The sequence below is a fragment of the Cellulomonas sp. URHE0023 genome, assembly GCF_000688475.1.
In the GTDB taxonomy this organism is placed as follows: Bacteria; Actinomycetota; Actinomycetes; order Actinomycetales; family Cellulomonadaceae; genus Cellulomonas.
In genome coordinates this window covers 1-21432 of the sequence record NZ_JIAN01000006.1, presented here as the reverse complement: position 1 = coordinate 21432, position 21432 = coordinate 1, and the positions used below count along the sequence as shown (strand labels likewise).

The 21432-nt window shown below is 70.0% G+C and carries 22 protein-coding genes and 3 tRNA genes; 15 read left to right on the top strand and 10 right to left on the bottom strand.

The window, feature by feature from the left end:
- Positions 1–32 precede the first annotated feature (32 nt).
- Positions 33–461 (top strand): SsgA family sporulation/cell division regulator, encoded by a 429-nt coding sequence (locus N553_RS0109305; protein WP_028046281.1) that lies wholly within the window; start codon positions 33–35, stop codon positions 459–461.
- 53 nt (positions 462–514) lie between these two features.
- On the opposite strand, the gene N553_RS0109300 is transcribed toward N553_RS0109305, so the two are convergent.
- On the bottom strand, positions 515–1378 hold the full coding sequence (locus N553_RS0109300; RefSeq protein WP_028046280.1) for an aminotransferase class IV: 864 nt from the start codon (positions 1376–1378) through the stop codon (positions 515–517).
- Positions 1379–1382: 4 nt separating this feature from the next.
- Positions 1383–2462 (bottom strand): chorismate-binding protein, encoded by a 1080-nt coding sequence (locus N553_RS0109295; protein ID WP_028046279.1) that lies wholly within the window; start codon positions 2460–2462, stop codon positions 1383–1385.
- 144 nt (positions 2463–2606) lie between these two features.
- Here N553_RS0109295 and N553_RS0109290 point away from each other — a divergent pair.
- The 4 genes from N553_RS0109290 (at position 2607) to N553_RS22035 (ending at position 3619) form a co-directional block, all read left to right on the top strand.
- Positions 2607–2678 (top strand) — tRNA-Gly (locus N553_RS0109290).
- A 52-nt stretch (positions 2679–2730) separates the two neighbouring features.
- Positions 2731–2801: transfer RNA gene (locus N553_RS0109285), tRNA-Cys, on the top strand.
- A 41-nt stretch (positions 2802–2842) separates the two neighbouring features.
- Positions 2843–2917, top strand: a tRNA-Val gene (locus N553_RS0109280).
- A 216-nt stretch (positions 2918–3133) separates the two neighbouring features.
- The gene (locus N553_RS22035) at positions 3134–3619 is read left to right on the top strand and encodes a hypothetical protein (protein WP_197030002.1); all 486 of its coding nucleotides are present in this window, start codon (positions 3134–3136) and stop codon (positions 3617–3619) included.
- Positions 3620–4090: 471 nt separating this feature from the next.
- On the opposite strand, the gene N553_RS25045 is transcribed toward N553_RS22035, so the two are convergent.
- The 3 genes from N553_RS25045 to N553_RS22025 all read right to left on the bottom strand — a co-directional run bounded on the left by N553_RS25045 (position 4091) and on the right by N553_RS22025 (position 6194).
- Positions 4091–4255: a hypothetical protein gene (locus tag N553_RS25045; protein ID WP_156043792.1), complete on the bottom strand. Its 165-nt coding sequence runs from the start codon at positions 4253–4255 to the stop codon at positions 4091–4093.
- A 9-nt stretch (positions 4256–4264) separates the two neighbouring features.
- On the bottom strand, positions 4265–4528 hold the full coding sequence (locus N553_RS22030; protein WP_034621662.1) for a hypothetical protein: 264 nt from the start codon (positions 4526–4528) through the stop codon (positions 4265–4267).
- A gap of 349 nt (positions 4529–4877) precedes the next feature.
- Positions 4878–6194 (bottom strand): MFS transporter, encoded by a 1317-nt coding sequence (locus tag N553_RS22025; protein ID WP_156043791.1) that lies wholly within the window; start codon positions 6192–6194, stop codon positions 4878–4880.
- Here N553_RS22025 and N553_RS22020 point away from each other — a divergent pair.
- The gene (locus N553_RS22020) at positions 6157–6681 is read left to right on the top strand and encodes a MerR family transcriptional regulator (RefSeq protein ID WP_231505225.1); all 525 of its coding nucleotides are present in this window, start codon (positions 6157–6159) and stop codon (positions 6679–6681) included. The two genes, N553_RS22025 and N553_RS22020, sit on opposite strands and share 38 nt — an antisense overlap.
- 95 nt (positions 6682–6776) lie before the next feature.
- Positions 6777–7328 carry a VIT1/CCC1 transporter family protein gene (locus tag N553_RS0109250; RefSeq protein ID WP_051640139.1) on the top strand — a complete coding sequence of 184 codons (552 nt, stop codon included), beginning with the start codon at positions 6777–6779 and terminating at the stop codon, positions 7326–7328.
- 93 nt (positions 7329–7421) lie between these two features.
- On the opposite strand, the gene N553_RS0109245 is transcribed toward N553_RS0109250, so the two are convergent.
- Positions 7422–7904, bottom strand: coding sequence for a type VI secretion system tube protein Hcp (locus N553_RS0109245; protein WP_028046276.1), 483 nt, complete (start codon positions 7902–7904; stop codon positions 7422–7424).
- Between the two features lie 235 nt (positions 7905–8139).
- Between N553_RS0109245 and N553_RS0109240 the strand changes: the two genes are divergently transcribed.
- The 4 genes from N553_RS0109240 to N553_RS0109220 all read left to right on the top strand — a co-directional run bounded on the left by N553_RS0109240 (position 8140) and on the right by N553_RS0109220 (position 11572).
- The gene (locus N553_RS0109240) at positions 8140–8355 is read left to right on the top strand and encodes a hypothetical protein (protein WP_028046275.1); all 216 of its coding nucleotides are present in this window, start codon (positions 8140–8142) and stop codon (positions 8353–8355) included.
- 484 nt (positions 8356–8839) lie between these two features.
- Positions 8840–9799, top strand: a complete 960-nt coding sequence (locus N553_RS0109230) for a MetQ/NlpA family ABC transporter substrate-binding protein (protein WP_028046274.1) — start codon at positions 8840–8842, stop codon at positions 9797–9799.
- Positions 9800–9866: 67 nt separating this feature from the next.
- Positions 9867–10886, top strand: coding sequence for a methionine ABC transporter ATP-binding protein (locus N553_RS0109225; protein ID WP_028046273.1), 1020 nt, complete (start codon positions 9867–9869; stop codon positions 10884–10886).
- Complete coding sequence (locus N553_RS0109220) at positions 10883–11572, top strand: methionine ABC transporter permease (protein WP_081844494.1); 690 nt, start codon at positions 10883–10885, stop codon at positions 11570–11572. Before N553_RS0109225 ends, N553_RS0109220 begins: the two co-directional genes overlap by 4 nt.
- 52 nt (positions 11573–11624) lie before the next feature.
- On the opposite strand, the gene N553_RS22015 is transcribed toward N553_RS0109220, so the two are convergent.
- Complete coding sequence (locus N553_RS22015) at positions 11625–13181, bottom strand: MFS transporter (RefSeq protein ID WP_034621655.1); 1557 nt, start codon at positions 13179–13181, stop codon at positions 11625–11627.
- A gap of 57 nt (positions 13182–13238) precedes the next feature.
- On the opposite strand from N553_RS22015, the gene N553_RS0109210 reads away from it, so the two are divergent.
- On the top strand, positions 13239–13826 hold the full coding sequence (locus N553_RS0109210) for a CGNR zinc finger domain-containing protein (protein ID WP_051640045.1): 588 nt from the start codon (positions 13239–13241) through the stop codon (positions 13824–13826).
- A 135-nt stretch (positions 13827–13961) separates the two neighbouring features.
- Here N553_RS0109210 and N553_RS0109205 read toward each other — a convergent pair whose 3' ends face one another.
- A complete protein-coding gene (locus N553_RS0109205; protein ID WP_028046270.1) occupies positions 13962–15179 on the bottom strand; it encodes an amidohydrolase family protein in 1218 nt (405 codons plus the stop codon).
- A 74-nt stretch (positions 15180–15253) separates the two neighbouring features.
- Between N553_RS0109205 and N553_RS0109200 the strand changes: the two genes are divergently transcribed.
- Positions 15254–15739 (top strand): MarR family winged helix-turn-helix transcriptional regulator, encoded by a 486-nt coding sequence (locus N553_RS0109200; RefSeq protein ID WP_034621652.1) that lies wholly within the window; start codon positions 15254–15256, stop codon positions 15737–15739.
- 153 nt (positions 15740–15892) lie between these two features.
- Positions 15893–17902: a glycoside hydrolase family 3 protein gene (locus tag N553_RS0109195; RefSeq protein WP_034621917.1), complete on the top strand. Its 2010-nt coding sequence runs from the start codon at positions 15893–15895 to the stop codon at positions 17900–17902.
- A gap of 481 nt (positions 17903–18383) precedes the next feature.
- Here N553_RS0109195 and N553_RS0109185 read toward each other — a convergent pair whose 3' ends face one another.
- Entirely contained in the window at positions 18384–20153 is a 1770-nt protein-coding gene (locus N553_RS0109185) for a thiamine pyrophosphate-requiring protein (protein ID WP_028046266.1), read from the bottom strand.
- 135 nt (positions 20154–20288) lie between these two features.
- Positions 20289–20690 (bottom strand): DUF6766 family protein, encoded by a 402-nt coding sequence (locus tag N553_RS22010; RefSeq protein ID WP_156043790.1) that lies wholly within the window; start codon positions 20688–20690, stop codon positions 20289–20291.
- A 280-nt stretch (positions 20691–20970) separates the two neighbouring features.
- On the opposite strand from N553_RS22010, the gene N553_RS22005 reads away from it, so the two are divergent.
- Positions 20971–21267: a hypothetical protein gene (locus N553_RS22005; protein WP_051640044.1), complete on the top strand. Its 297-nt coding sequence runs from the start codon at positions 20971–20973 to the stop codon at positions 21265–21267.
- Positions 21268–21432 lie beyond the last annotated feature (165 nt).

Below are 21432 nucleotides of genomic sequence, written 5' to 3'. Positions count from 1 at the left end.
GGACCTCCAGCCCTTGCGAACAGGAGGACCCGATGACGAGCTCGACCTACGACGTCGTCGAGGTCGTCGCCATGCAGCTCATCGGATCCGACGCGAGCGTCATCCCGGTGAGTGCAGAGTTCTCGTTCCGAACCACAGATCCGTACACCGTGCGCGCGGTCTTCACCGGCCCGCACACGATGTCGACCTGGCTCGTGGGACGCGAACTGCTCTCCCTGGGGATGCACGCTACCGCCGAAGCTCCGGCGGGAACGGGCGACGTCCAGGTGTGGCGAGACGAAGACCCCGATTACACCCTCGTGTCGCTCAGTGGCGTCGAGGGCAGCGCGCTCCTCGCGGCGCCCACCGAGCCCATCGAAAGGTTCCTCGCCGGAACCGAGGCACTGGTGCCTCTCGGTACCGAGAGTGACCGCATGGAAGGCGAGATCACGGCCCTGATCGCCGCGCTGCTGACCGCCTGACACCTCTATCTCCGACGACCGGCTCCGCTTCAGCGGGACCGGTCGTCGCTGTGTCAGGGGTCGAGGTCGTCGGAGAGGCGCTTCTGGAACAGGATCTGCGCCTCCAGGGAGATCGGGCCGGCAGGCACAGTCACACCATCCAGGCTGACCACCGGTGAGACGTTGCGGATCGAGCCGCTCATCATCAGCTGCGCCGTGCCACTGACCACATCGTCGAGCACCTCGTAGCGGAGCTCGCCTGGTGAAGCCTCGCGCACGGGCAGCCCCTCGTGCTCAGCCCACTCGAGCAGCAGCTCGCGCGTGATGCCCGCGAGGCATCCGCTGGACAGTGGAGGAGTGACGAGCTCGCCGTCCCGTTCCACGAAGACGTTGGACGCAGTTCCCTCGCACAGCTCGCCGACGGTGTTCGCGAGAACCGCCTCGTCTGCGCCGCGACGGTAGGCCTGCGCGACCGCGACGACGTTCTCGGCATACGACGTCGTCTTCAGGCCCGCCACGGCCGATCGCTCGTTACGGACCCACGGCACACGGACGACGCGGGACACCGCGGTCGGGGCTGCCGGACCCGCGAGCACGAGAAGGTTCTGGCGCTGGTCCTGCAGAGGCAGCCGGTTCGAGCCGAGCGGTCCCGTCCCACCCGTGAGAGTGATCCGCAGGCGCCCGACATCCGGGCCGGCGGCAGCCAGCACGGCCCGGACACCCTCACGGACCACGTCGAGATCGGGCTCCGCCAGGCCGAGGCCCAGGGCCGAGCGCCGCAGGCGCTGCAGGTGACGGCTCAGCGCGAACGCCGTGCCGCCGTAGACGGCACACGTCTCGAACACCCCGTCGCCGACCGTCAGCCCGTGGTCCACTCCGCTGACCAGGGGCTCATCAGGGCCGTACAGACGGCCGTCGGACCAGATCACCACGCTCATCGGGTCAGTCTGACACCGGGCCGACATCGACGTTGGACGCGAGGCCGACGAGCCGAGCCGCCTTGAGCTCCGTCTCCGTCCACTCCCCTGCCGCGTCGCTCCCCCACGTGATCCCCGCCCCCGTGCCGAACCGCAGCACACCGTCGGACCACCAGAACGTCCGGATACCGACCGCCAGCTCGGCGCGGACGGAGCCGTCCGGCGCCACCTCGATCCAACCGACCGCGCCGCAGTACGGCCCGCGTGCCTCTCGCTCGAGCTCCTCGATGATCTGCAGCGCCGACGACTTCGGAGCGCCCGAGACCGAACCCGGCGGGTACGTGGCGTCGAGCAACTGGGCCCACAGGTCGGGCGCCGCCAGCACCGTGGGGTCCAGCACCCCCTGAACGGTCGAGACGAGGTGGACGAGCCCAGGGTGACGTTCCTCACCCAGCAACGTCGTCACCTCGACCGTTCCGGGCGCACAGACGCGCTGGAGGTCGTTGCGGACCAGGTCCGTGATCATGACGTTCTCGGCGCGGTCCTTCGCGGTCAACCCTTCCGCCGTTGCCGCCGTGCCCTTGATCGGCCCCGACGAGACGATCCCGTCGGCCACCCGCAGGAACAGCTCGGGAGACGCCGAGACCACCCAGACGGGATCCCCCGACGCACCGACGGGCACGTGCACGCCGCCGGCGTAGGGCGCAGGGTTGCCCGCGTCGAGCACGGCCGCCAACGCGTGGGCGTCAGGCTCGTCGGGAACCCGCGCGGACAGGACGCGGCAGAGATTCGCCTGGTAGACGTCGCCTTCCTGGATGCGGGACCGCACCGCGTCGACCGCCGACATGTACGTCTCGCGGTCCAGCGACGACGCCCACGCCCCGGCACCCGGACCGTTCCACCGCGCCGCTCGACCAGGCTGAGCAGGCCGCACCGTCGCGAAACGCCAGGCGCGCACCCGACCCTCGAAGTCACCGACGACGGCCCACCAGCCCGCCGTCAGACGCTCGGGCTGCACGCGGACGTCGACGACCTCCACCAGATCGGTCGCCTCGACCCCGGCGAACCACGCGCTCCCGGGGGGTCGGACGGATCGCTCAGGCACCCGCACACGCTACAGACACCCACAGAACGGCTGCAGATCCGCTCAGTCACGCGTCTGCCAGGGGCCAGTTGGACTCTCGCCGAGATCGTCAGTTAGAGTTCGGGACGCACACGGAGCACCGGTGAAAACCGGCGGACGTGCTGTGCGGACGTGGCTCAGTGGTAGAGCATCACCTTGCCAAGGTGAGGGTCGCGGGTTCGAATCCCGTCGTCCGCTCGGAGGCAGACATCCTGATCGGCCTGGCAGCCGCTCTGGACTGCGGTCTCAGGGTGGAGTGGCCGAGAGGCGAGGCAGCGGCCTGCAAAGCCGTATACGTGGGTTCGAATCCCATCTCCACCTCGTAGGACAAGTGCAGTTTGTTGTGCCCCGGTCTCACCACCGGGCGATTGGCGCAGCGGTAGCGCGCTTCCCTGACACGGAAGAGGTCACTGGTTCGATCCCAGTATCGCCCACCAGCATTACTGCAGGTCAGAGGCCGTTTCCGGTTCACCGGAGACGGCCTCTCCTCGTCTGGTGGCGCATCTGAACGGCGGAACGACAGCTCGGGACGAGCTGCGGTGCGCACGAGCATTTTCGTTATTCGTGGCGGGTGCTTTCCATCCCTCCTCGGGCCACACGTGTATGTCGACGAAACGGGCTGCAACGGCGACCCGCCGTGCGAGGCTTGGGGCGTGCACTTGTTCCGTCGCAACACACAACCCTTCCGCCTCGTCGAGGGGTTCGAGGCCGCTGAGGGCCGCGCACTGCAGCGGTCAATCACGGCTGCGCTCCTGACCAGCGAGCGGGCCGACGGGCAGGACGTGCCGGACCTGCTCCAGATCGGCCACGGTTCAGGTGATCGCCTCGTGGTCATCTGGCGCAACCTCGTCGTGGGGCTCGTCCCGCCCGAGTGCGTGAAGCAGTTCGATCAGGTGCTGGCTGACAAGCCCCGCGCCGTGGTCGCCGTCCGGGGCGTCGTGCACCTCAGTGGGGACCTGTGGCGCGTGTGGGTCGGCGATCTGCCCGGCGGGGGTTTCCCGGAATCGACCGCGCACCTGGACACTCTTCCCGCCCCGGAGGACAAGGTCCTCGGCATCCCGATCCGCCGGAAGGGCGACCGAGTCCCGGTCTGGCCGGCTGAGGTCAGCCCGGTCACGGACGACGAGAGCGCTGGGTGACGCCTCGCCGGGTCGTCGGCTTGCCGCAGTCACGGCATTGAGCCGCTCTCGTCCAGGACTTCTCGCCGCGCCTGCCGGGGTCGCGTGCTCGCCTGACCCGGTCAGACGGCTGTGCACGACCGTCCACGGGTACCGGTTCTCCGTGCACCAAAACGGCTCTGCGGGGGCATGGTGCCTGGCCGCGAGCCGAGCGTAGCCTCGACGAGTCAGGCGCGACCCCACGGACGAGAGCGGGCACAGTGCGATGAGCATGATGGCGGACATGATGAAGACGATGCCCATGGCGGGCACGTCCGGTATGGACATGGCGATGATGCAGGGGTGCATCGAGGCGTGCTCGGCGGCGTCTATGGCGGCCACGATGTGCGCCGACGCTGACGGCGGTGAGGGAATGGGCCGATGTGCGTCCATGTGCATGAACACCGCGGACGTAGCCGGCACGATGATGCGGATGATGCTGCGCCCCACGGGCTACGAGATGGGCGTCATGACCTCGATGATGTCCAGCTGCATGGCCATGGGTGAGGCCTGTGCGGCCGAGTGCGAGATGCACGCGTCGATGTCCGAGCACTGCCGCGTCTGCGCAGCGGCCTGCCGTGCCATGGTCGCAGCGTGCTCGACGGCCATGGAGGCCATGCAGTCGGCCTAGCGCGGCGTCTCGTCGAGAATCCGCACCGAGAACCGCACCTCACCGAGGGCGACGAGCCCGGCGACCGGGTGCACGGCCACCGGCTCACCCACCTCGGGTGCGGCCAACGTGCCCAAGGTGACCACCTGACCGTCCAGCAGTGCGACGGTCAGGTGACCCTGGTGCCGCGAGACGACCAGGCCGTCGCGCCATGCGCTCGGTGACGCGTTGGCGACGATCGCCTGGAGAGTGAGGACATCGGTGCGGGTACGGTCGGACACGACTGCTCCATCGGTGATTCTGCGCGAAGTGTGGTGATTCGCACCGGCGCCGGCCGATCGGCTCGGGAGTGCGCACGGTGAGATCTGCGCCGCGTGCGGCGGGAGGCCCTCCCCCGGACCAGGTCGATGACCTGCGGGTCAGCCCCTCAGGGCTGCGAGGACGAGCACGACTGGGTCGTCAGCAACAACACATTCGACAGGCAAGCCGGTGCGTCAACATGGCGTTGACGGATCCCGCAGAACGCGGGACCTCGAGCACGGACCTGGCGATGGACATGCTCCGAGTTTCCGCGTCCGTCCACATGCTGTCAAGGCGTCTCACGCCTTGGCGGCCGGGATTCTGGCGCGGTCAGGCATCGGACCGGTCACCGGAGACAAGCTCCTGCGCGGGTCGCTCGAGCCTGGCCGCAGAGGCCTGCGATGGCTCGCCAGGGACCATGACTGCCCGGACGGCCGGCCGGGACCTCGTCGCGAGAGCAAGACCGACCGTCGACACCGCCACGACCAAGGCGGCCGGCACCGGCAGCGCCTCGGTGCCCAGCTGGTCGACGACGACGCTGCCGAGGGCGGCACCCAGGGCGATCCCACCGTTGAAGACGACCGGGATGACCGAGCCGGCCGTGCTCCGGTGCTCCGGTCCGGCGCTCCGCATGATGAGCGTCTGGGCGAGCGGAGGCAGCGTGCCCGTTGCGAGGCCCCACACGACGAGCACCACCATGCCCGCGGCCGGACGACCACCGGCGACGACGAGCGCGAGCAGTGACAACGCGACCAGCGCTGTCGTTGCGACGAGCGCCGCAGCGGTCCGCCTGTCCCCCACCCGCCCGACGAGCACCAGACCGACGGCCGAGGACGCCCCGAACACGAGCAGCGCTCCGCTCACACCACCCGGGAGGTCTGCGGCCGCGTCCGCGACGAGCCGGGTGACGAACGTGAAGGCGGCGAAGTGCCCGACGAGCGCGAGCCCGACCAGCCCTGAGACGACGAGCACCGGACGCATCCGCCCAGGCGCCTCGACGTGCTCGTCACGCCGTGCTGCCGCATCAGCCGCGCGCGCCGGGACGACGAGCCCCGCGGCCTTCGTCGCCACGACCGTCCGGACGAGCACCGCTGCGACCACGCCGAGCAGCCCCAGCGCGCCGAACGCCACCCGCCAGTCCCAGCCGCGGGCCACGAGGCTGGCGAGCGGGACACCGACAACCGTGCCCACCGTCGCCCCACCCAGCACCACCGACACGGCCGTACCGAGGTGCTGCGACGGCACGATGTCGGCGGTGTGCGCGTTGACGGTCGCCCACAGGAGCCCGCACACGGCGGCGCCGAGCAGCCGTCCGCCGGCGGCGATCTCGTACGTGGGGGCGACGGCGGTGACGACGGACGCGGCGCCGAACACGATCAGCGCCGCGGAGGCGACGCTCCGCCGGTCCCAGCGGCGAGTGAGCCGCACCAGGGGGAACGTCGCGAGGACCACGGTCGCGGCCCAGAAGGAGACGAGCAGGCCTGTGCGCGCCTGCGTGACGTCGAGGTCGGCGCTCATCTGCGGCAGCACGGCTGTCGGCAGCATCTCGCCGGTCACCATGACGAACGTGGCGCCGCCGAGCACGGCGAGGCTCGGCCACGGCAGCTCGGTGCGACGGTTCGTCGATACGGCCCGCGAGTTTTCCATGTCTGCGACGCTAGACTTTGACATTGGTGTGAAGGTCAAGCGGACGGGGATCGTCGTGAAGATCGGTGAGCTGTCCCGCCGCACGGGGGTCTCGACCCGGCTGCTGCGGTACTACGAGGAGCAGGGACTCATCGCCCCTGCACGTACGACCAACACGTATCGGACCTACGACGACGCGGACGTCGCGCGCGTCGTGCAGGTGGTCGGGCTCGTGCGGGCTGGTGTGCCGACCCGGCTCACGAAGGTGCTGCTCGACCTGGAAGAGACCCAGGCGGATGACCTCGCCGCCGCCTGCCCGCGGCAGGTCGCCGAGATGCTCGCCGAGGAGCTGACCGGGCTCGACGAGCGGATCGCCTGCCTGACGAGGAGCCGCCAGACGCTGAACGACTACCTGCAACGAACCGAGCATGCGGCGGCCATCCTGGAAGGCGCGCTCGCCAGGTCACCAGATCGGGCCGCTGCGACGCCGTCGATGGCGGACCACTGAGGATAGGCAAACCTGCATAAGTGCAGGTCAGGGCAGGCTTTGCTTCGATGACACCGGCACAACTACGTGCTTATCGTGGCTCCGTGACCATCCTGATGAACCCGTTGGCCCGCCGCGCTGACTCCCCCGCGCCCCTGTCAGGGGCCCGCCTCAACAGCCTCCGAGCGGGAGTCCTCGGCGCCAACGACGGCATCGTCTCGGTCGCGGCGATCGTCGTCGGAGTTGCGGGCGCGTCGTCGTCGCGGAACGCCGTCGTTGCCGCAGGTGTCGCGGGCCTGGTCGCCGGAGCACTGTCCATGGCCGCCGGCGAGTACGTCTCCGTCAGCTCGCAGCGCGACGCCGAGCAGGCCGCAGACGTCCCCGCCGACGCGCAGACCAACCCGTGGCACGCGGCGGGGGCGTCGCTGACCGCGTTCCTCGTCGGCGGGATCATGCCGCTCCTCGTCGTCCTGGTTCCCTGGCCGAGCGCGCTCACCGTTCCCGTGGTCGTCATGGCCGTGGTCCTGGCGCTCGTGGCGACCGGCTGGTTGAGTGCGCGCGTCGGTGGCGCCTCTCCCCGCCGAGCGGTGGTGCGCAACGTGCTCGGCGGCGCGCTCGCCATGGCGGTCACCTTCGGCGTCGGCACGCTGATGGGTCTGGCCGCCTGAGGCCTGGCTCCCTCACCGGCAGGCGGGACATGCGGCCCTGTCTGCGCATTGTTCGTTCCCAGGCCGTCACGCGGGACGACCGCGCACGGCTGGCTAGCCCTCCTTGAGGGCCTTGACGTCGTAGGTGAAGTGGACCCCGACATCGAGCGAGCCGTCTGGACGCTGCGCCTTGTACTCGAGGTCGACCTTCCCGAAGGCGAGCGTGACACTTTCGCTCGTGGCGTCGCTGTCGACACTGGCACTCATCGAGACGCTCGTCACGAGGACGTCCGTCATCGTGATGACGAGGTAGTCGTGCTGGTCCTCGCCCGCCTTGCGGACGCTGATCGTCGCGTCCTTGACGTGCTGGCCCGTGGCGCACGCCTTCATCAGGAGCGGCGACGCCTTGTCGATCTGATGCGTGAAGACGAGGTCGTGGACGGTCGCCTTGCCCGCGCCGCCACCTCCCCCGCGCCCCACCGAGCCTGACTGGGACACACCCCACGACCATGACAGGACGTCGATCGCGTCCTTGTGCTCGGCATCCTGCGACTCACCGCTGATCGTGCCGATGCGGGCGAAGATCGACAGTGCCATGACAGCGTCCTACCCGGGCTCGGTTGGCGGATACCCCCAACCTCGTCCTGCTCGGGACCGGTGTCAACCTCGTGCGCGACGGGTGCGGCTGCGGCGTTCACAGGCCCGCCTGTGACACCCTCCACACGACCCGAGCTCGCGACGGCGTGAGCGCGTGATCGGAAGCGCCGTTGGCCGCCGCGTCACGGGGTGGGCAGGTTCGCGGACGTCCGCACCGCTGGCTACCGTGGCGCCCATGGCCTACCTCCTGAAGTGGACCGAGAACGCGGACGGCACGTTCAGCGCAGAGACGCACAACGCCAAGACGTACCGCGTCGAGCGCATCGACGGCTCCTGGTGGGCACTGACGCCCGACGACACTCGCGGTGGTCCGCACGACTCGTCGATCACTGCCCGATACGCGTGCGACGCGCTTGCGCTCGACCTCGAGGGCTCGGAGAACGTGCTCTAGCAGCCCGCGTCGCACTCCTGGGTCTGAGCACAGCAGGGCGCGAGCGCTACCTCCTGACCGGCCGGTCGACTCGCCGCGCCGCCCACCGACGTGCGTCACCCGGTAAATCCCTCCTGGGTCCGTCGGGATTTGACACCGCCGAAGTAGTCAGTTTGACTGCGGCACGGCACGAGGACCTCTCCTCGATGCCCTCCCACCTGGCCAGACAGCCGGTGGTCGACGGCCATGAGCCGACGAACGGACGAAAGGTCACATCGATGGACACGCGCGTCAGCCGCACCGGGACGATCGAGGCAATGCGCCCGGTCGCCATGTGTGCCGCGCTGGTGTGTCCGTCGGGCTGCATGCTCTGACCTCCTGAGCGCTCGCCCTCTCCGTTCCCGCTGAGCCCTGCTCGGCTCCTGCCTGCGCGGTTCGTTCCGCAGGCTACGCACAAGCCCATCACCACGGTCGCTCACGAGGCGGCCCGCACCAAGGAGATCCCATGTCCGATTCTGTGCCCGTCCTCCCACCCAAGAACACGTCCAACCGACGCACCGGACTCATCGTCGGCGCGATCATCGTCGTCCTGGCTGTCGTCGGTGCGATCGTCTTCTTCGGCACCCGCAGCAGCTCCGACGACGCCGCGACCGCGACCGGTTCGGGCGCGCCGACCGTCGTGAAGCTCGGCACCACCGACGTGTCGCAGCCGCACTGGGAGATCCTCAAGGGCCTTGCCGCGAAGGAGGGGATCGACCTCCAGATCGTCGGGTTCTCCGAGTACACGCAGCCGAACCCTGCCCTCAAGGACGGCGAGATCGACCTCAACGCCTTCCAGCACATCCTGTATCTGGCGGACCACAACAACAACACCGGCGACGACCTGCAGCCCATCGGCTCGACGCTGATCGTGCCGCTCCCGCTGTACTCGGACAAGCACAAGGACGTCAGCGAGTTCACCAAGGGTGAGCAGGTGGCGATCCCGAACGACGCCACCAACCAGGCGCGCGCGCTGTTCGTCCTGGAGGGCGCGGGGCTCATCACGTTCACGAACGACCCCAAGGTCCCGACGCCGGACGACATCGACGCCGACGCCTCGACCGTCGTCGTGCGCCCGGTCGAGGCTTCGCAGACCGCCGGCCTGATCGGCGACGCGGACATCGCGGGCGTCGTCGTCAACAACAACTTCGCCACGGATGCGGGCTTCGACCTGGACGGCTACGTGTACGCCGACGACCCCACCTCGACCGGCGCGCAGCCCTACATCAACGTCATCGCCGCTCGCCCCGAGGACGTCGACAACCCGACGTACAAGAAGATCGTCGAGCTCTACCACGACCCGGCCGTCGTCAAGTCGGTCGTGGAGTCCTCCGGTGGAACGGCCGTGATCGTCGAGGGCTACGACGCGGCAAAGCTGAAGACCGTGCTCGCCGACACCGAGGCGAACCTCAAGGCCGCCGGCTGACGTCGACCGCACTTCGGCAGGGGGCGTCGCTCGTGGCGCCCCCTGCCGCCCTTCCCGAGAGGCTCGCGTGTCCCCCATCATCGAGTTCCGTGACGTCGCCAAGGTGTTCCCGTCCCCGTCGGGACCGATCCGCGCGGTGGACGGCGTCGACCTGACCATCGAGGCCGGCGAGGTCTTCGGGGTGATCGGGTACTCCGGCGCCGGAAAGAGCACGCTGGTCCGGCTGATCAACGGCCTGGAGCGCGTGACGTCGGGGCAGCTGATCGTCGACGGTGACGACGTCGCCGCGTTGACGGAACGGCAGCTGGAGATCAAGCGCCGCGACGTGGGCATGATCTTCCAGCAGTTCAACCTCTTCGCGTCACGGACCGTCGCCGGCAACGTCGCCTTTCCGCTCAAGGTCGCCGGCTGGCGCAAACCGGACCGTGAGCGCCGGGTCGCAGAGCTGCTCGACTTCGTCGGGCTCCTCGACCGCGCACACTCCTACCCCGACCAGCTTTCCGGTGGCCAGAAGCAGCGCGTCGGCATCGCCCGTGCGCTCGCGGCGTCCCCCAAGATCCTCCTCGCCGACGAGGCGACGAGCGCGCTCGACCCGCAGACGACGCAGGACGTCCTGCGGCTGCTGAAGAAGGTCAACACCGAGCTCGGCATCACGATCGTGGTCATCACCCACGAGCTCGAGGTGGTCCGGGCGATCGCGGACCGCGTCGCCGTCCTCGAGAACGGAAGCGTCGCCGAGCAGGGCACCGTCTTCGACATCTTCACGCGGCCGCAGGCACCGGTCACCCAGCGGTTCGTGTCGACGGTCATCCACGACCGGCCCCGCGGGGCGAACCTGGAACGGCTGCGGCAGTCGCACGACGGCCGGATCGTCACCGCCACGATCGCGGACGGGAGTCGTCTCGGTGCGGTCCTGGCGTCGGCCGGGAGCCTCGGCGTGACGTTCGAGATCGTCTACGGCGGCATCGGGACCTTGCAGGACCAGTCCTTCGGGTCCCTGACGCTGGCCCTGGACGGACCGCCCGAGGCCGTCGAGACGGTGGTCGCGAGGCTCCGTGAGGTCACGACGATCGAGGAGGCACGATGAGCCCGATGCGGCTGCCCGCGGAGAACAGCTTCGACTGGTCCTTCTACGGACCCAAGCTCGTCGAGGCCCTGGGCCAGACGGTTTACATGGTGATGGCGACGCTCGTCATCGGCGGCATCCTGGGGATGGGGCTGGGGCTGGCGCTCTACACGACGCGGCGCGGCGGGCTGCTGGCCAACCGGGTCGTCTTCGGGATCGCCAACCTCCTGGTGAACGTCTTCAGGCCGATCCCCTTCCTGATCCTCCTGATGGTCATCGCTCCCGTCACGAAGGCGCTGATCGGCACCCGCCTGGGCAGCACCGCCATGATCGTTCCGCTGTCGTTCGCCGCGACGTTCGGGGTCTCCCGGATCGTCGAGCAGAACCTCGTGGCGATCGATCCTGGGGTGATCGAGGCGGCTCGCGCGACCGGAGCGAGCCGCTGGCGGATCGTGACGACCCTGGTCGTCCCCGAGGCGCTGGGCCCGCTGATCCTCGGCTACACGTTCGTCTTCGTCGCGATCGTCGACATGTCCGCCCTTGCCGGGACGATCGACGGCGGCGGGCTCGGGGCCTTCGCGCTCGACTACGGCTACAAACGGTGGAACTTCGCGGTGGTCTGGATCACCGTTTTCGTCATCATCCTGCTCGTCCAGGCCGCGCAGGCGATCGGCAACCGCCTGTCGAGGAGAGTGCTGCGGCGCTGACCTGCACCCGTCCTGTCTCTGGGGCGACCCTGTTCCGCGGTACCGCGGCAGCTCAGGCGTCGACGTCGTGCTGCCGCGGCTCGTGCCCTGTGTCCGCGGACGGGCGGCGCCCTTCGCCACGCAGCAGCACGACGACGCCCAGGGCCGAGACCAGAAGCAGGGCCGTACCCACGAGCTGCGTGACCTGGAACGCCGCGCCGAACGCGGAGTGCGCCATCCTGACGAGGTCGTCGCCCGCCGCGCCGGGCAGGTCGCGTGCGGCAGCGACAGCGCGTCCGAGCGTTCCGCGAGCCTCCTGCCACGCGTCGGCAGGGATGCTGGCTGTGGTGCGCATCCGAGACCTGAAGACGGCACCAGCGACGCTCCCCAGCACCGCGATCCCGTACGCACCTCCCAGGTTGGTGCACGCCTCGAGCAGGGCAGATGCGACACCGGCACGGCGCTCGGGGGCAGCCGCCACCGCGAGCCCGGTGGCGATGACGTACACGGGCGCGAGCCCGATGGACAGCACCACCGACGCCACGACGTACAGCCCGAGACCCCCGCCGTCCGGCACCGGGACGAGCAGGGCGAACCCCGCGGCCGCGACCAGCAGACTCACGCACAAGGCCGCACCGGCGGCCAGGCGTCGAGCGAGCCACGGAGCCAGGAGCGACCCCACGAGGTAGCCGAGCGCCGACGGGATCGTCCACACACCGGCCGCCAGAGGCGTGAGACCGAGGACGAGCTGCAGGTACTGCGCGAGCAGGAACTGCATCCCGTACAGCACGAAGAACGCGAGCGCGTTGGTGGCGACGGGGAACACGAAGGTGCGCCGGCGGAACAGCTCGAGCCCGAAGGTCGGGTGCCGACGCTGTCGGACGAGAAAACCCGCCCCGAGGGCCGTCCCGAGGAGCAGTGCCCCCAGTGCGGACGCGTCAGTGCCGCTCTCGGCCAGGCGCGTGATCGAGTACACGATCAGCAGGACCGCTGCCAGCGACAGCCCCGCGCTGGCCGCGTCGACGGGTGACGCGTCGGGGTCTCGGTGCTCCGGCAGCAGGCGCGGCCCGAGTGCGAGGAGCAGGAGCATCACGGGCGGCGCGATCAGGAACACCGAGCCCCACCAGAAGGCGTCGAGCAGCAGGCCGCCGACGAGGGGGCCGAGCACGCCTCCGAGCGCGAAGCTCGCGGTCCAGACCCCGAGGGCGCTGGTGCGTTGTCGAGGGTCGGCGAACATCGACCGGATCAGCGACAACGTCGACGGCATGAGCGTGGCGCCTGCGACGCCGAGCAGCATGCGCGCCGCGATCAGACTCTCCGGCGACGTCGACAGGGCGGCGGCCAGCGACAGCGCTCCGTACGCGCCGCCACCGAGCAGGAGCAGCCGTCGACGCCCGATCCGGTCCGCGACAGCACCCATCGTCAGCAGTGAGCCGGCGAGGAGGAACACGTAGCCGTCGACGATCCACACCAGCTGCTCGTTGGTCGGCGCCAGCGCTTCGGACATCGCCGGCAGGGCGAGATGCAGCACGTTCGACCCCATCGACACCACCAGGCACGGCAGCACGAGCACGGTCAGTCCCGCCCACTCGCGCGTGCCGGCACGGTTCTCGATCTCCGTCGTCCCCATGACACCAGTAAACGTGTTTTATCGGTGTGACACCACTCATACATCTATGCTGGTGTGATGCGTGACGTCGGCAGTGCAGATGCGACAGCCAGGGCGGCGATCCCGGACGCCGCCCTGCTCATCAAGGACTTCGTCAACACCGTCGATCGTGCGGCCCAGACCGAGACCTTCACGTCGGCCCCAGCGCTGCGTGCGTGGCTGGAGGCGCACGATCTTGCCCACCAGGCCAAGCCGCTGACGGAGGACGACCTGACCCGCGCGCGTGCGGTACGAGAAGGACTGCGTCAGCTCCTGCTCGTCAATGCCGGCCACGCCCCGGACGTCGGCGCGCTCGAACGCTTCAACTCCGTGCTCGGTGCGACGGCCGTGACAGTCCGGTTCGATGCGACCGGCCGACGGCTCCTCGATGCCGCCGAGTCCGCGCCCTTGGACGCGGCGATCGCCGCGCTGCTCGCCGCCGTCGACGAGCTGCGCGCCGCACACGTCTGGGAGCGGCTGAAGGTCTGTGCTCGTGACGAGTGCAGGTGGGCCTACTACGACGCCTCCCGAAACCGGTCCGGCCGCTGGTGCTCGATGACCGACTGCGGGAACCGGGTCAAGATGCGGCGCGCGTACGCGGCACGGACGCACGGCTCCGACGCCTGAGCAGGCCACGGCGGCCCGCGTCACGCCGTGACGGCGGCCCCGCCGCGACCCCCAACCACCTCTCCCGACGCATCGTCGGCGTCGAACTGCGACGCCGGTGGTCGACGCGTCGGGAGAGCTCTGGTCGGGCCGTCGTCACAGGGAGCGGGCGACGCCCGCACGCCAGACCGTGCGCAGTGCCAGCGTGTCGGAGATGTCGGTGGTCGGGTCGCCGTCCACGAGCAGGAGATCCGCACGCAGGCCGAGAGCGATGCGTCCACGGTCGTCGAGCCCGAACCGACGAGCGGGCACCGAGGTGGCGGCCCGCAGCGCCTCGACCGGGGTGAGGCCGGCGCGGACGAGGAGCTGGAGCTCGTGGTGCACGCTCGCGCCGTGGGCGACGCCGCCGAGGTACGGCACCGGAACGGACGCGTCCGAGCCGACCAGGAGGTCGACGCCCGCCCGGTGCAGCGCGGCCACGGTCGCCAGGACGTCGTCGAGCCTCCCCGCGGGGTAGCGGGCGATGCTCGACCTCAGCGCTGCGAGCCAGGCCGGGTCGAGGCGCGACGACACGCGGACGTCCTCGGCGAACGCCTCGCCCGTGAGCCCCATCATCGATGCGTCGAGCACGATGCACGGCACGACGAACGCCTTCGCGTCGGCCAGAGCGGCGATGATCTCCGGGGTGTGCGGCCGGTCCATGAAGACGTGGGTCAGGCCGTCCACGCCCGCCTGCACCGCGGACGCCGTCGCGTCGACCGTGAGCGCGTGCGCGACGACGATCCGGCCGAGCCGGTGCGCCTCGATGACGGCCGCGTCGAGGGTCGGCTGGTCGAGGTACGGCAGACCCGGGTGCCCCTCGACCGTGCCGTCGTCGACCATGACCTTGATGTAGTCCGAGCCCGCCTCGACCAGGCGAGGGATCCAGGTGACAGCCTCCTCGGGCGTCGTCACGAAGGGCATCACCGGGGCGGGCCCGTCGCCACGCGGCGGGCCGCCGGGGCGCTCGCCGGCGGGGAACAGCTCGGACGGGTGTCCTCCCGGCGGCGTGAGTGCGAAGCCCGAGGAGCGGACGTCCGCGATGTCCGAGTTCTCGCTCGCACGCCGTTGGGCGTCGCCGGTCATGGCGCCCTGCATCTCGAGCTCGGTGGTGACACCGAACCGGAGAGCCTGCGCGAGGGCCGGTACCGAGGTGTGGACGTGGGCGTCGATGAGGCCGGGCAGCAGGGTGGCGCCGCGGGCGTCCACGACTTCGGCATGTGCAGGGGCAGGGCCCCCGATGTCGACGATGCGGTCGCCCTCGATGGTCACGGTGGTCGAGTCGAGCACGTGCTGGCCGTCGAAGATCCGGGCGTTGATGATGGTGGTGGTCATGGCTGCCTCCTGGGTAGATGCATGACAATATGCATACATGTGCAGAATTGCAAGTATCGCGGTATCGTCCTGCCATGGAGAGCGACCGAGACGTGGACGAGACCGCCCAGCCGGACCAGTGGGACGAGGACCAGCTTCTGGACGAGGTGGGCGCGGCCTTCTCGCGCCTGCGCCGGCGGACCACCCAGGTCAACGTCGACCCGGCGCCCAGCCGCAAGGACCTCAACCGCAACCTCGTGCTCAACATCGTCGACGAGGGAACCGGCGAGATGACGGTCGGAGGTCTGGCCGAGCAGCTGGGCATCGACCCGTCCGCCGCCAGCAGGGCCGTCTCGGACTGCATCGGTGCAGGCCTGCTCGAGCGACGCGCGTCGCAGCTCGACGGCCGACGCACCGTCCTGTCGATCACACCCGAAGGGCACGCCCTGCGTGCGCGGTTCCGGCACCAGCAGCGTGCAGCGTTCGTCCACATCACCAGCAGCTGGTCCGACGAGGACCGCCTGACGTTCGCTCGTCTGCTCGTGCGGTACGACCGGGCGACGGCGCGCCTGACCGACTGACCCTCCCGCGCTGATCTGGGCACGCGGAGCGGCACGCCCTCCCCCGTGTTGCGCCTACGAGCGGGGCGGACGATGCTGCTGGGACCCGGTGCCCGCCGTTGTGCACCCAACCGCAGCGGTGCTGGCTCCTCCATGCGTGTCGAGGAGGACACGATGGTCCAGACGAGTGCCCGATCGACCCGCAGGAGCGCACACGGCGTCTCGCTGGCGGTGACCGTCTCCTTCCTCGCCTCTGGGCTCGCCGTCGGTGCCGCGGCCCCTGCGGCGGCCCATGGACGCCAACCCGTGCTCGAGTCACGCAGCGTGCCGATCATCACGGTGGACCGGCGACAGTTCCGCGACCTGGACCGTGACGGTCAGCTCACCCCGTATGAGGACTGGCGGCTGGACCCGCAGGAGCGCGCCGACGATCTCGTCGGGCGCATGAGCCTGGAGCAGCGCGCCGGCCTCATGGTGCACGGAACGCTTCCCGTCGCCGGGTCGCCGATCGGCGCGGGCACCGAGTACGACCTCGCCGCCCTCACCCCGATCCTCGCCGACCGGCACGTCACCACGTTCATCACGCGACTGTCGACCTCACCCGACGCGATGGCCGAGCAGAGCAACCGCGTGCAGGAGCTCGCCGAGGCCCAACCGCTCGGAATCCCCGCGCTCATCAGCACCGACCCCCGCAACGGGTTCTCGGTCACCGCCGGCCAGACGGTCTCGCGCGTCGGGACGACCGCGATGCCGGACTTCCCCGGCATGGCTGCGACACGCGACCCTCGCCTGACCGAGCGACTGGCGGACATCGTGCGCCAGGAGTACCGGGCGATGGGCATCCAGATGAGCCTCTCGCCCCAGGCGGACATCGCGACGGAACCGCGGTGGACCCGGATCAACGGCACGTTCGGATCCGACCCGCAGACCGTCCGCGCGCACGTCAAGGCCTACGTCGAAGGGCTGCAGGACGGCGACGAGGGCCTGACCGGCTCCAGCGTCGCGACCGTCACGAAGCACTGGGTCGGGTACGGCGCACAGGAGAACGGCTACGACAGCCACTACTACTACGGGCGTTACGCGGTGTTCCCCGGGAACCGGTTCGCCGACCACATCGTCCCGTTCGAGGGAGCGTTCGAGGCGGGGACCTCCGGGATCATGCCGACCTACTCGATCCTCAAGGACCTGCAGTACCAGGGACAGCAGGTCGAGCAGGTCGGGGCCGGCTTCAACGCGTTCCTCCTCCAGGACCTCCTGCGGGGCCAGTACCGATTCGACGGCGTGATCCTGTCCGACTGGGCGATCACGGGCGACTGCCCCGTCGAGTGCCAGGAGAACCGCCCGCCCGCGTTCTTCGTCGGCCCGTGGGGTGTGGGCATGCCGTGGGGCGTCGAGGACCTCACGGTGACCGAGCGCTTCGCCAAGGCGATCCAGGCCGGCGTCGACCAGATCGGTGGTTCGGATGACCCGTCCCACGTCGTGGACGCCGTGCAGCAGGGCCTGCTGAGCGAGGAGCGGGTGGCGGACGCCGCCCGCCGGGTCCTCGTCCAGAAGTTCCAGCTCGGCCTCTTCGAGGACCCGTACGTGGACCCCGCCGCCGCAGCACAGCTCGCGGGCAACGCGAGGTTCGCTCGCATCGGAGACGACGCGCAGGCGAGGTCCCTGACGCTCCTGACGAACGAGGACCGCACGCTGCCGGTTCGCAACCGGTCGGTCCACACCGTGTTCCTGTCCGGAGTGTCACCGGAGGCAGCGCAGGCACGCGGGCTCACGGTCGTGTCCGACCCTGCCGCCGCGGATCTCGCAGTGGTCCGGCTGTCCGACCCGCGCGGCGGACCAGACCTCACCGACCTCTCGTTCACGGGCGCCGAGGCGGACTATGCGGCGTTCCAAGCAGCGGTGAGCGCAGGAGTCACGACCGTCGCCGTGCCCAAGCTGGACCGGCCGTTGGTCCTCACCAACGTCGTCGACCGGGCTGACGCGGTGCTCGCCAACTACGGGGTGTCGGACGAGGTGCTGCTCGAGACGATCTTCGGCGAGCGGGCGCCTCGTGGTCGGCTGCCGTTCGAGCTGCCGTCGTCCGACGCGGCAGTCGCCGCGCAGCTCGAGGACGTCCCCGACGACAGTGCCAACCCGCTGTTCGAGTTCGGCTTCGGCCTGCAGTACGGGGGCCGGGGCCGCTGACCGTACTTGGTCCGGGGGGCCCCGTGGACCGTGCCTCGACCCGCACGACCCACGGCGGCACGTCGACCCGACCGTCGGCGCAGGTCGTGCGCGAGAGCTGCGCACACGGGGCCCGCTGGCCTCGACGTGCCGGGCCGAGCGCCCAGGATTATTCTGGGGATATCCCGTAGAAGGGCGAGGATCACGACCACGGACGTGGACGGACTCGCCCTATGACCCTCCATATCTGCCGATGCGGGACCGCAACCCTCGCCTCCGGCCAGTGCCCCCACTGCGACCGCGCCGCCCGGTGCTACGGGTCTCAGCCGCGCCGCGGGCTCCTCGGAACCATCCCCGAGCCGTGCCGCGCCTGCATCCGGCGAGACTCGGTCTGCGTGATGTGCAAGATGGACCGGGGTTCGGTGGCGGCCGCTGCGGCGTGCGAGCAGATCTGCCGGACGGCCGAGGCTCGGCAGCAGATCTAGAGCGTCGCTCCGGGACGTCAGGCCGTCTCGTGCCCGCGCTGCTCGTCAAGGAGCCGCTGGGCCTGGCCCGCGTCCTGCTCCTGCTCGAGGCCACGCACCGTCTGGTCGACCTTCTCCTGCGGTTGGCGCGGTGCGAGCAGCGGGACGTCGGGGTCGACGACAGCCTCGACAAGCACCGGTCGGTCGGCCGCGAACGCCGCGCGCCACGCGGGTGCCACCTCGCTCGGGTCGCTCACCCGGATCCCGGTGAGGCCCAGCAGCTCCGCGTAACCGGCGTAGGGGAATGCAGGGACCCGCTGGGACGTGGGGAAACGGGGGTCCCCCTCCATCTCCCGCTGCTCCCACGAGACCTCCGAGAGGTCACCGTTGTTCAGCACGAGGACGACGAACCTCGGGTCGGCCCAGTCACGCCACCGGTCCGCGACCGTGATGAGCTCGCTGAGCCCGTTCATCTGCATCGCACCGTCGCCCGCCATGGCCACCACGGGCCTGTGGTCGTGCAGGAGCTTGGCCGCAAGGCCGTACGGGACGGCGGAGCCCATCGAGGCCAGGGTGCTGGACAGGTGAGCCGGCACACCGGGCGGGAGGTCGAGGAAGCGGGCGTACCAGTACGTCACCGAACCGACGTCGACCGCTACCTGCACATCGGCCGGGAGGTGCGCGGACAGCTCGCTGACCACGAGCTGAGGGTTGAGGCGGTCGGCGACCTGCGCGACCCGCGTCCGCGCGACGTCCTGCCACCGCGTCGCAAAGCCCTCGACCTCGGTTCGCCAGCCCTGGCGCGGCTGAAGGAGCGGAAGGAGCGCCGCGAGCGTGTCCCGGGCGTCGCCGACGAGCGCGACCTCGACCGGGTACTTGGTTCCGATGTTCCGGGCGGTGATGTCGATCTGGATCGCGCGAGCCTGACCCGGAGCAGGGTAGAACTCGGTCCACGGGTCGTTGCTGCCGACGATCAGCAGGGTGTCGCAGCCCGCCATCAGGTCTGCTGACGCCGTGGTGCCGAGGTGCCCCATGACTCCGCAGTGAACCGGTGAAGGCCGGTTCAGGACGGGCTTGCCCAGCAGCGACGTCGTGACCCCGGCGCCGAGTCGCTCCACCACGGCCATGACCTCGTCCGCGGCGCCGCGCGCACCCTGACCGACCAGGACGGCCACGCGCTGGCCCGCCGTGAGGACGGCTGCCGCCTCCGCCAGGTCGTCGTCACGAGGGAAGGACCGACCACGCGCGAACGCGGTGGAGGTCGGCACCATGCCGTGCCCGTGCAGGTCGTCGGCCAGCTCGGACCGCTGCACGTCGTGCGGCACGATCACGCACACCGGGCTCGACGTGGCCAGGGCGGTGCGGAAGGCGTTGTCCAGCACGAGCGGCAGCTGTTCAGGGGTCACGACGGTCTGCAGGTACTGCGCGCAGACATCCTTGAAGAGGGTCTGCAGGTCGACCTCCTGGAGGTACCCGGAGCCCAGCGCCGTACTCACCACCTGACCGACGATGGCGACCACGGGGACGCGGTCGAGCTTGGCGTCGTACAGCCCATTGAGGAGGTGCACGGCACCGGGACCCTGCGTCGCCAGGCACACCCCGACGCCGCCGCCGTACTTGGCGTGCCCGGTCGCCATGAAGGCAGCCATCTCCTCGTGCCGCGCAGTCACCAGGCGGATACGGTCCTCGCGCCGGTGCAGGGCGGCCAGGATCGGGTCGATCCCGTCACCCGCGTAGCCGAACACGCGGTCGACGCCCCAGTCGGTGAGCCGGTCGACGATCCCGTCCGCGACGGTGGTTGTGCTCACGAGAACTCCCCAGAAGTGGGTCTTGGCTCGGTTCTCGGCGCGTGCCCAGCCTGGCACACCGTCGCCCGGGACGCCCCGGCAACGAAGGTGTCCAGCACGAGCTCACGGTGCGCTGGTCGCGATGGAGCGCGCTCGCTACACCTCTTGGGCTGCCCGGCCTTCTTCGGCGTACTCGAACTCTGCTGGGTCGATGCCCTGCTCCGTGAGGAGCCGGTCGACCTTGGCCTCGAGTCGCTCGTTGCCCTCCTTCGACTGCGAGGAGCCCCAGAAGTAGAAGATCGCCAGTCCGGCGGCCTGCCAGACGAGCTGCAGGAACTCTGACTGCCAGTTCTCGAGCGTCGACGACAGGAACTGCGGCCAGTACTGCGCCCACTCGAACGTCGTCCCGTGCTCGGCCGCGTCGTTGCGCGCCTCGATGAGCTGGAACACGAACTGCCCCAGCCATGAGAACAGGAAGAGTGCGCCCGTGACGATGGCGAAGGAGTAGGCGGTGAAGAAGGGTGGTCGGTTCACACGCGTGGCTGTGGGCTTGTTCATGCTCGAGCCTCCCCGAGCTGAGGCTGGCGTGCCGAGGGGCCGTCCAGCTCGCGGGCCGCACGTCCATCTCCTCGAACGCGCCGGTCCGGCCTGATTCCCATCGTGCCTTCGCACGCTCCGTCGCGCATCAGCGACTCTCGGGACGGACGAGCGACGTCACGGCCTGACGACCAGTTGCGATCGCGTGGCGGCCGGTTACCGTGAAAGTCGGTCAAGCAGCGGGCTGGTATCGAGGGCGCCGCAGCAGCGGTCGGCGTCCCCCACGTCGAGGAGACCACACATGGCCACAGGTGAGACCGGGTTCGACGACGTCACGTTTGACCTCATCTCCGTGCAGTACCACTCCCTCAAAGCAGGGCACGACTACGGCCAGTACGTGCGCGACGCACGCAACGCGGGCAAGGACGACATCGCCTCGTTCTTCGAGCAGGTCATGAGCGAGGACTCCCAGCGCGCCCAGCGCTGCCACGAGTTCCTCTCCGAGCTGACCAAGAACGGGACCTCCGCCACCTCGCCGCGCGACGGCGAGGGCGCCACGAGCAGCGGCGCCCTGCAGGACGTGGCTTCCGCCGAGTGAGACCCCGGGCGGTGGGCACCCCGTGCCCACCGCCCGCTGCCACGCACGACCCCCAGACGAACGGAGCACTCCCGTGACGGAACCAGGACGGCACGACCAGGGCGTCCCGCCGGAGCCGGTGGTGGAGGACCGCCGCGGCGACGCCTCCCCCTCGATCGCCCAGGC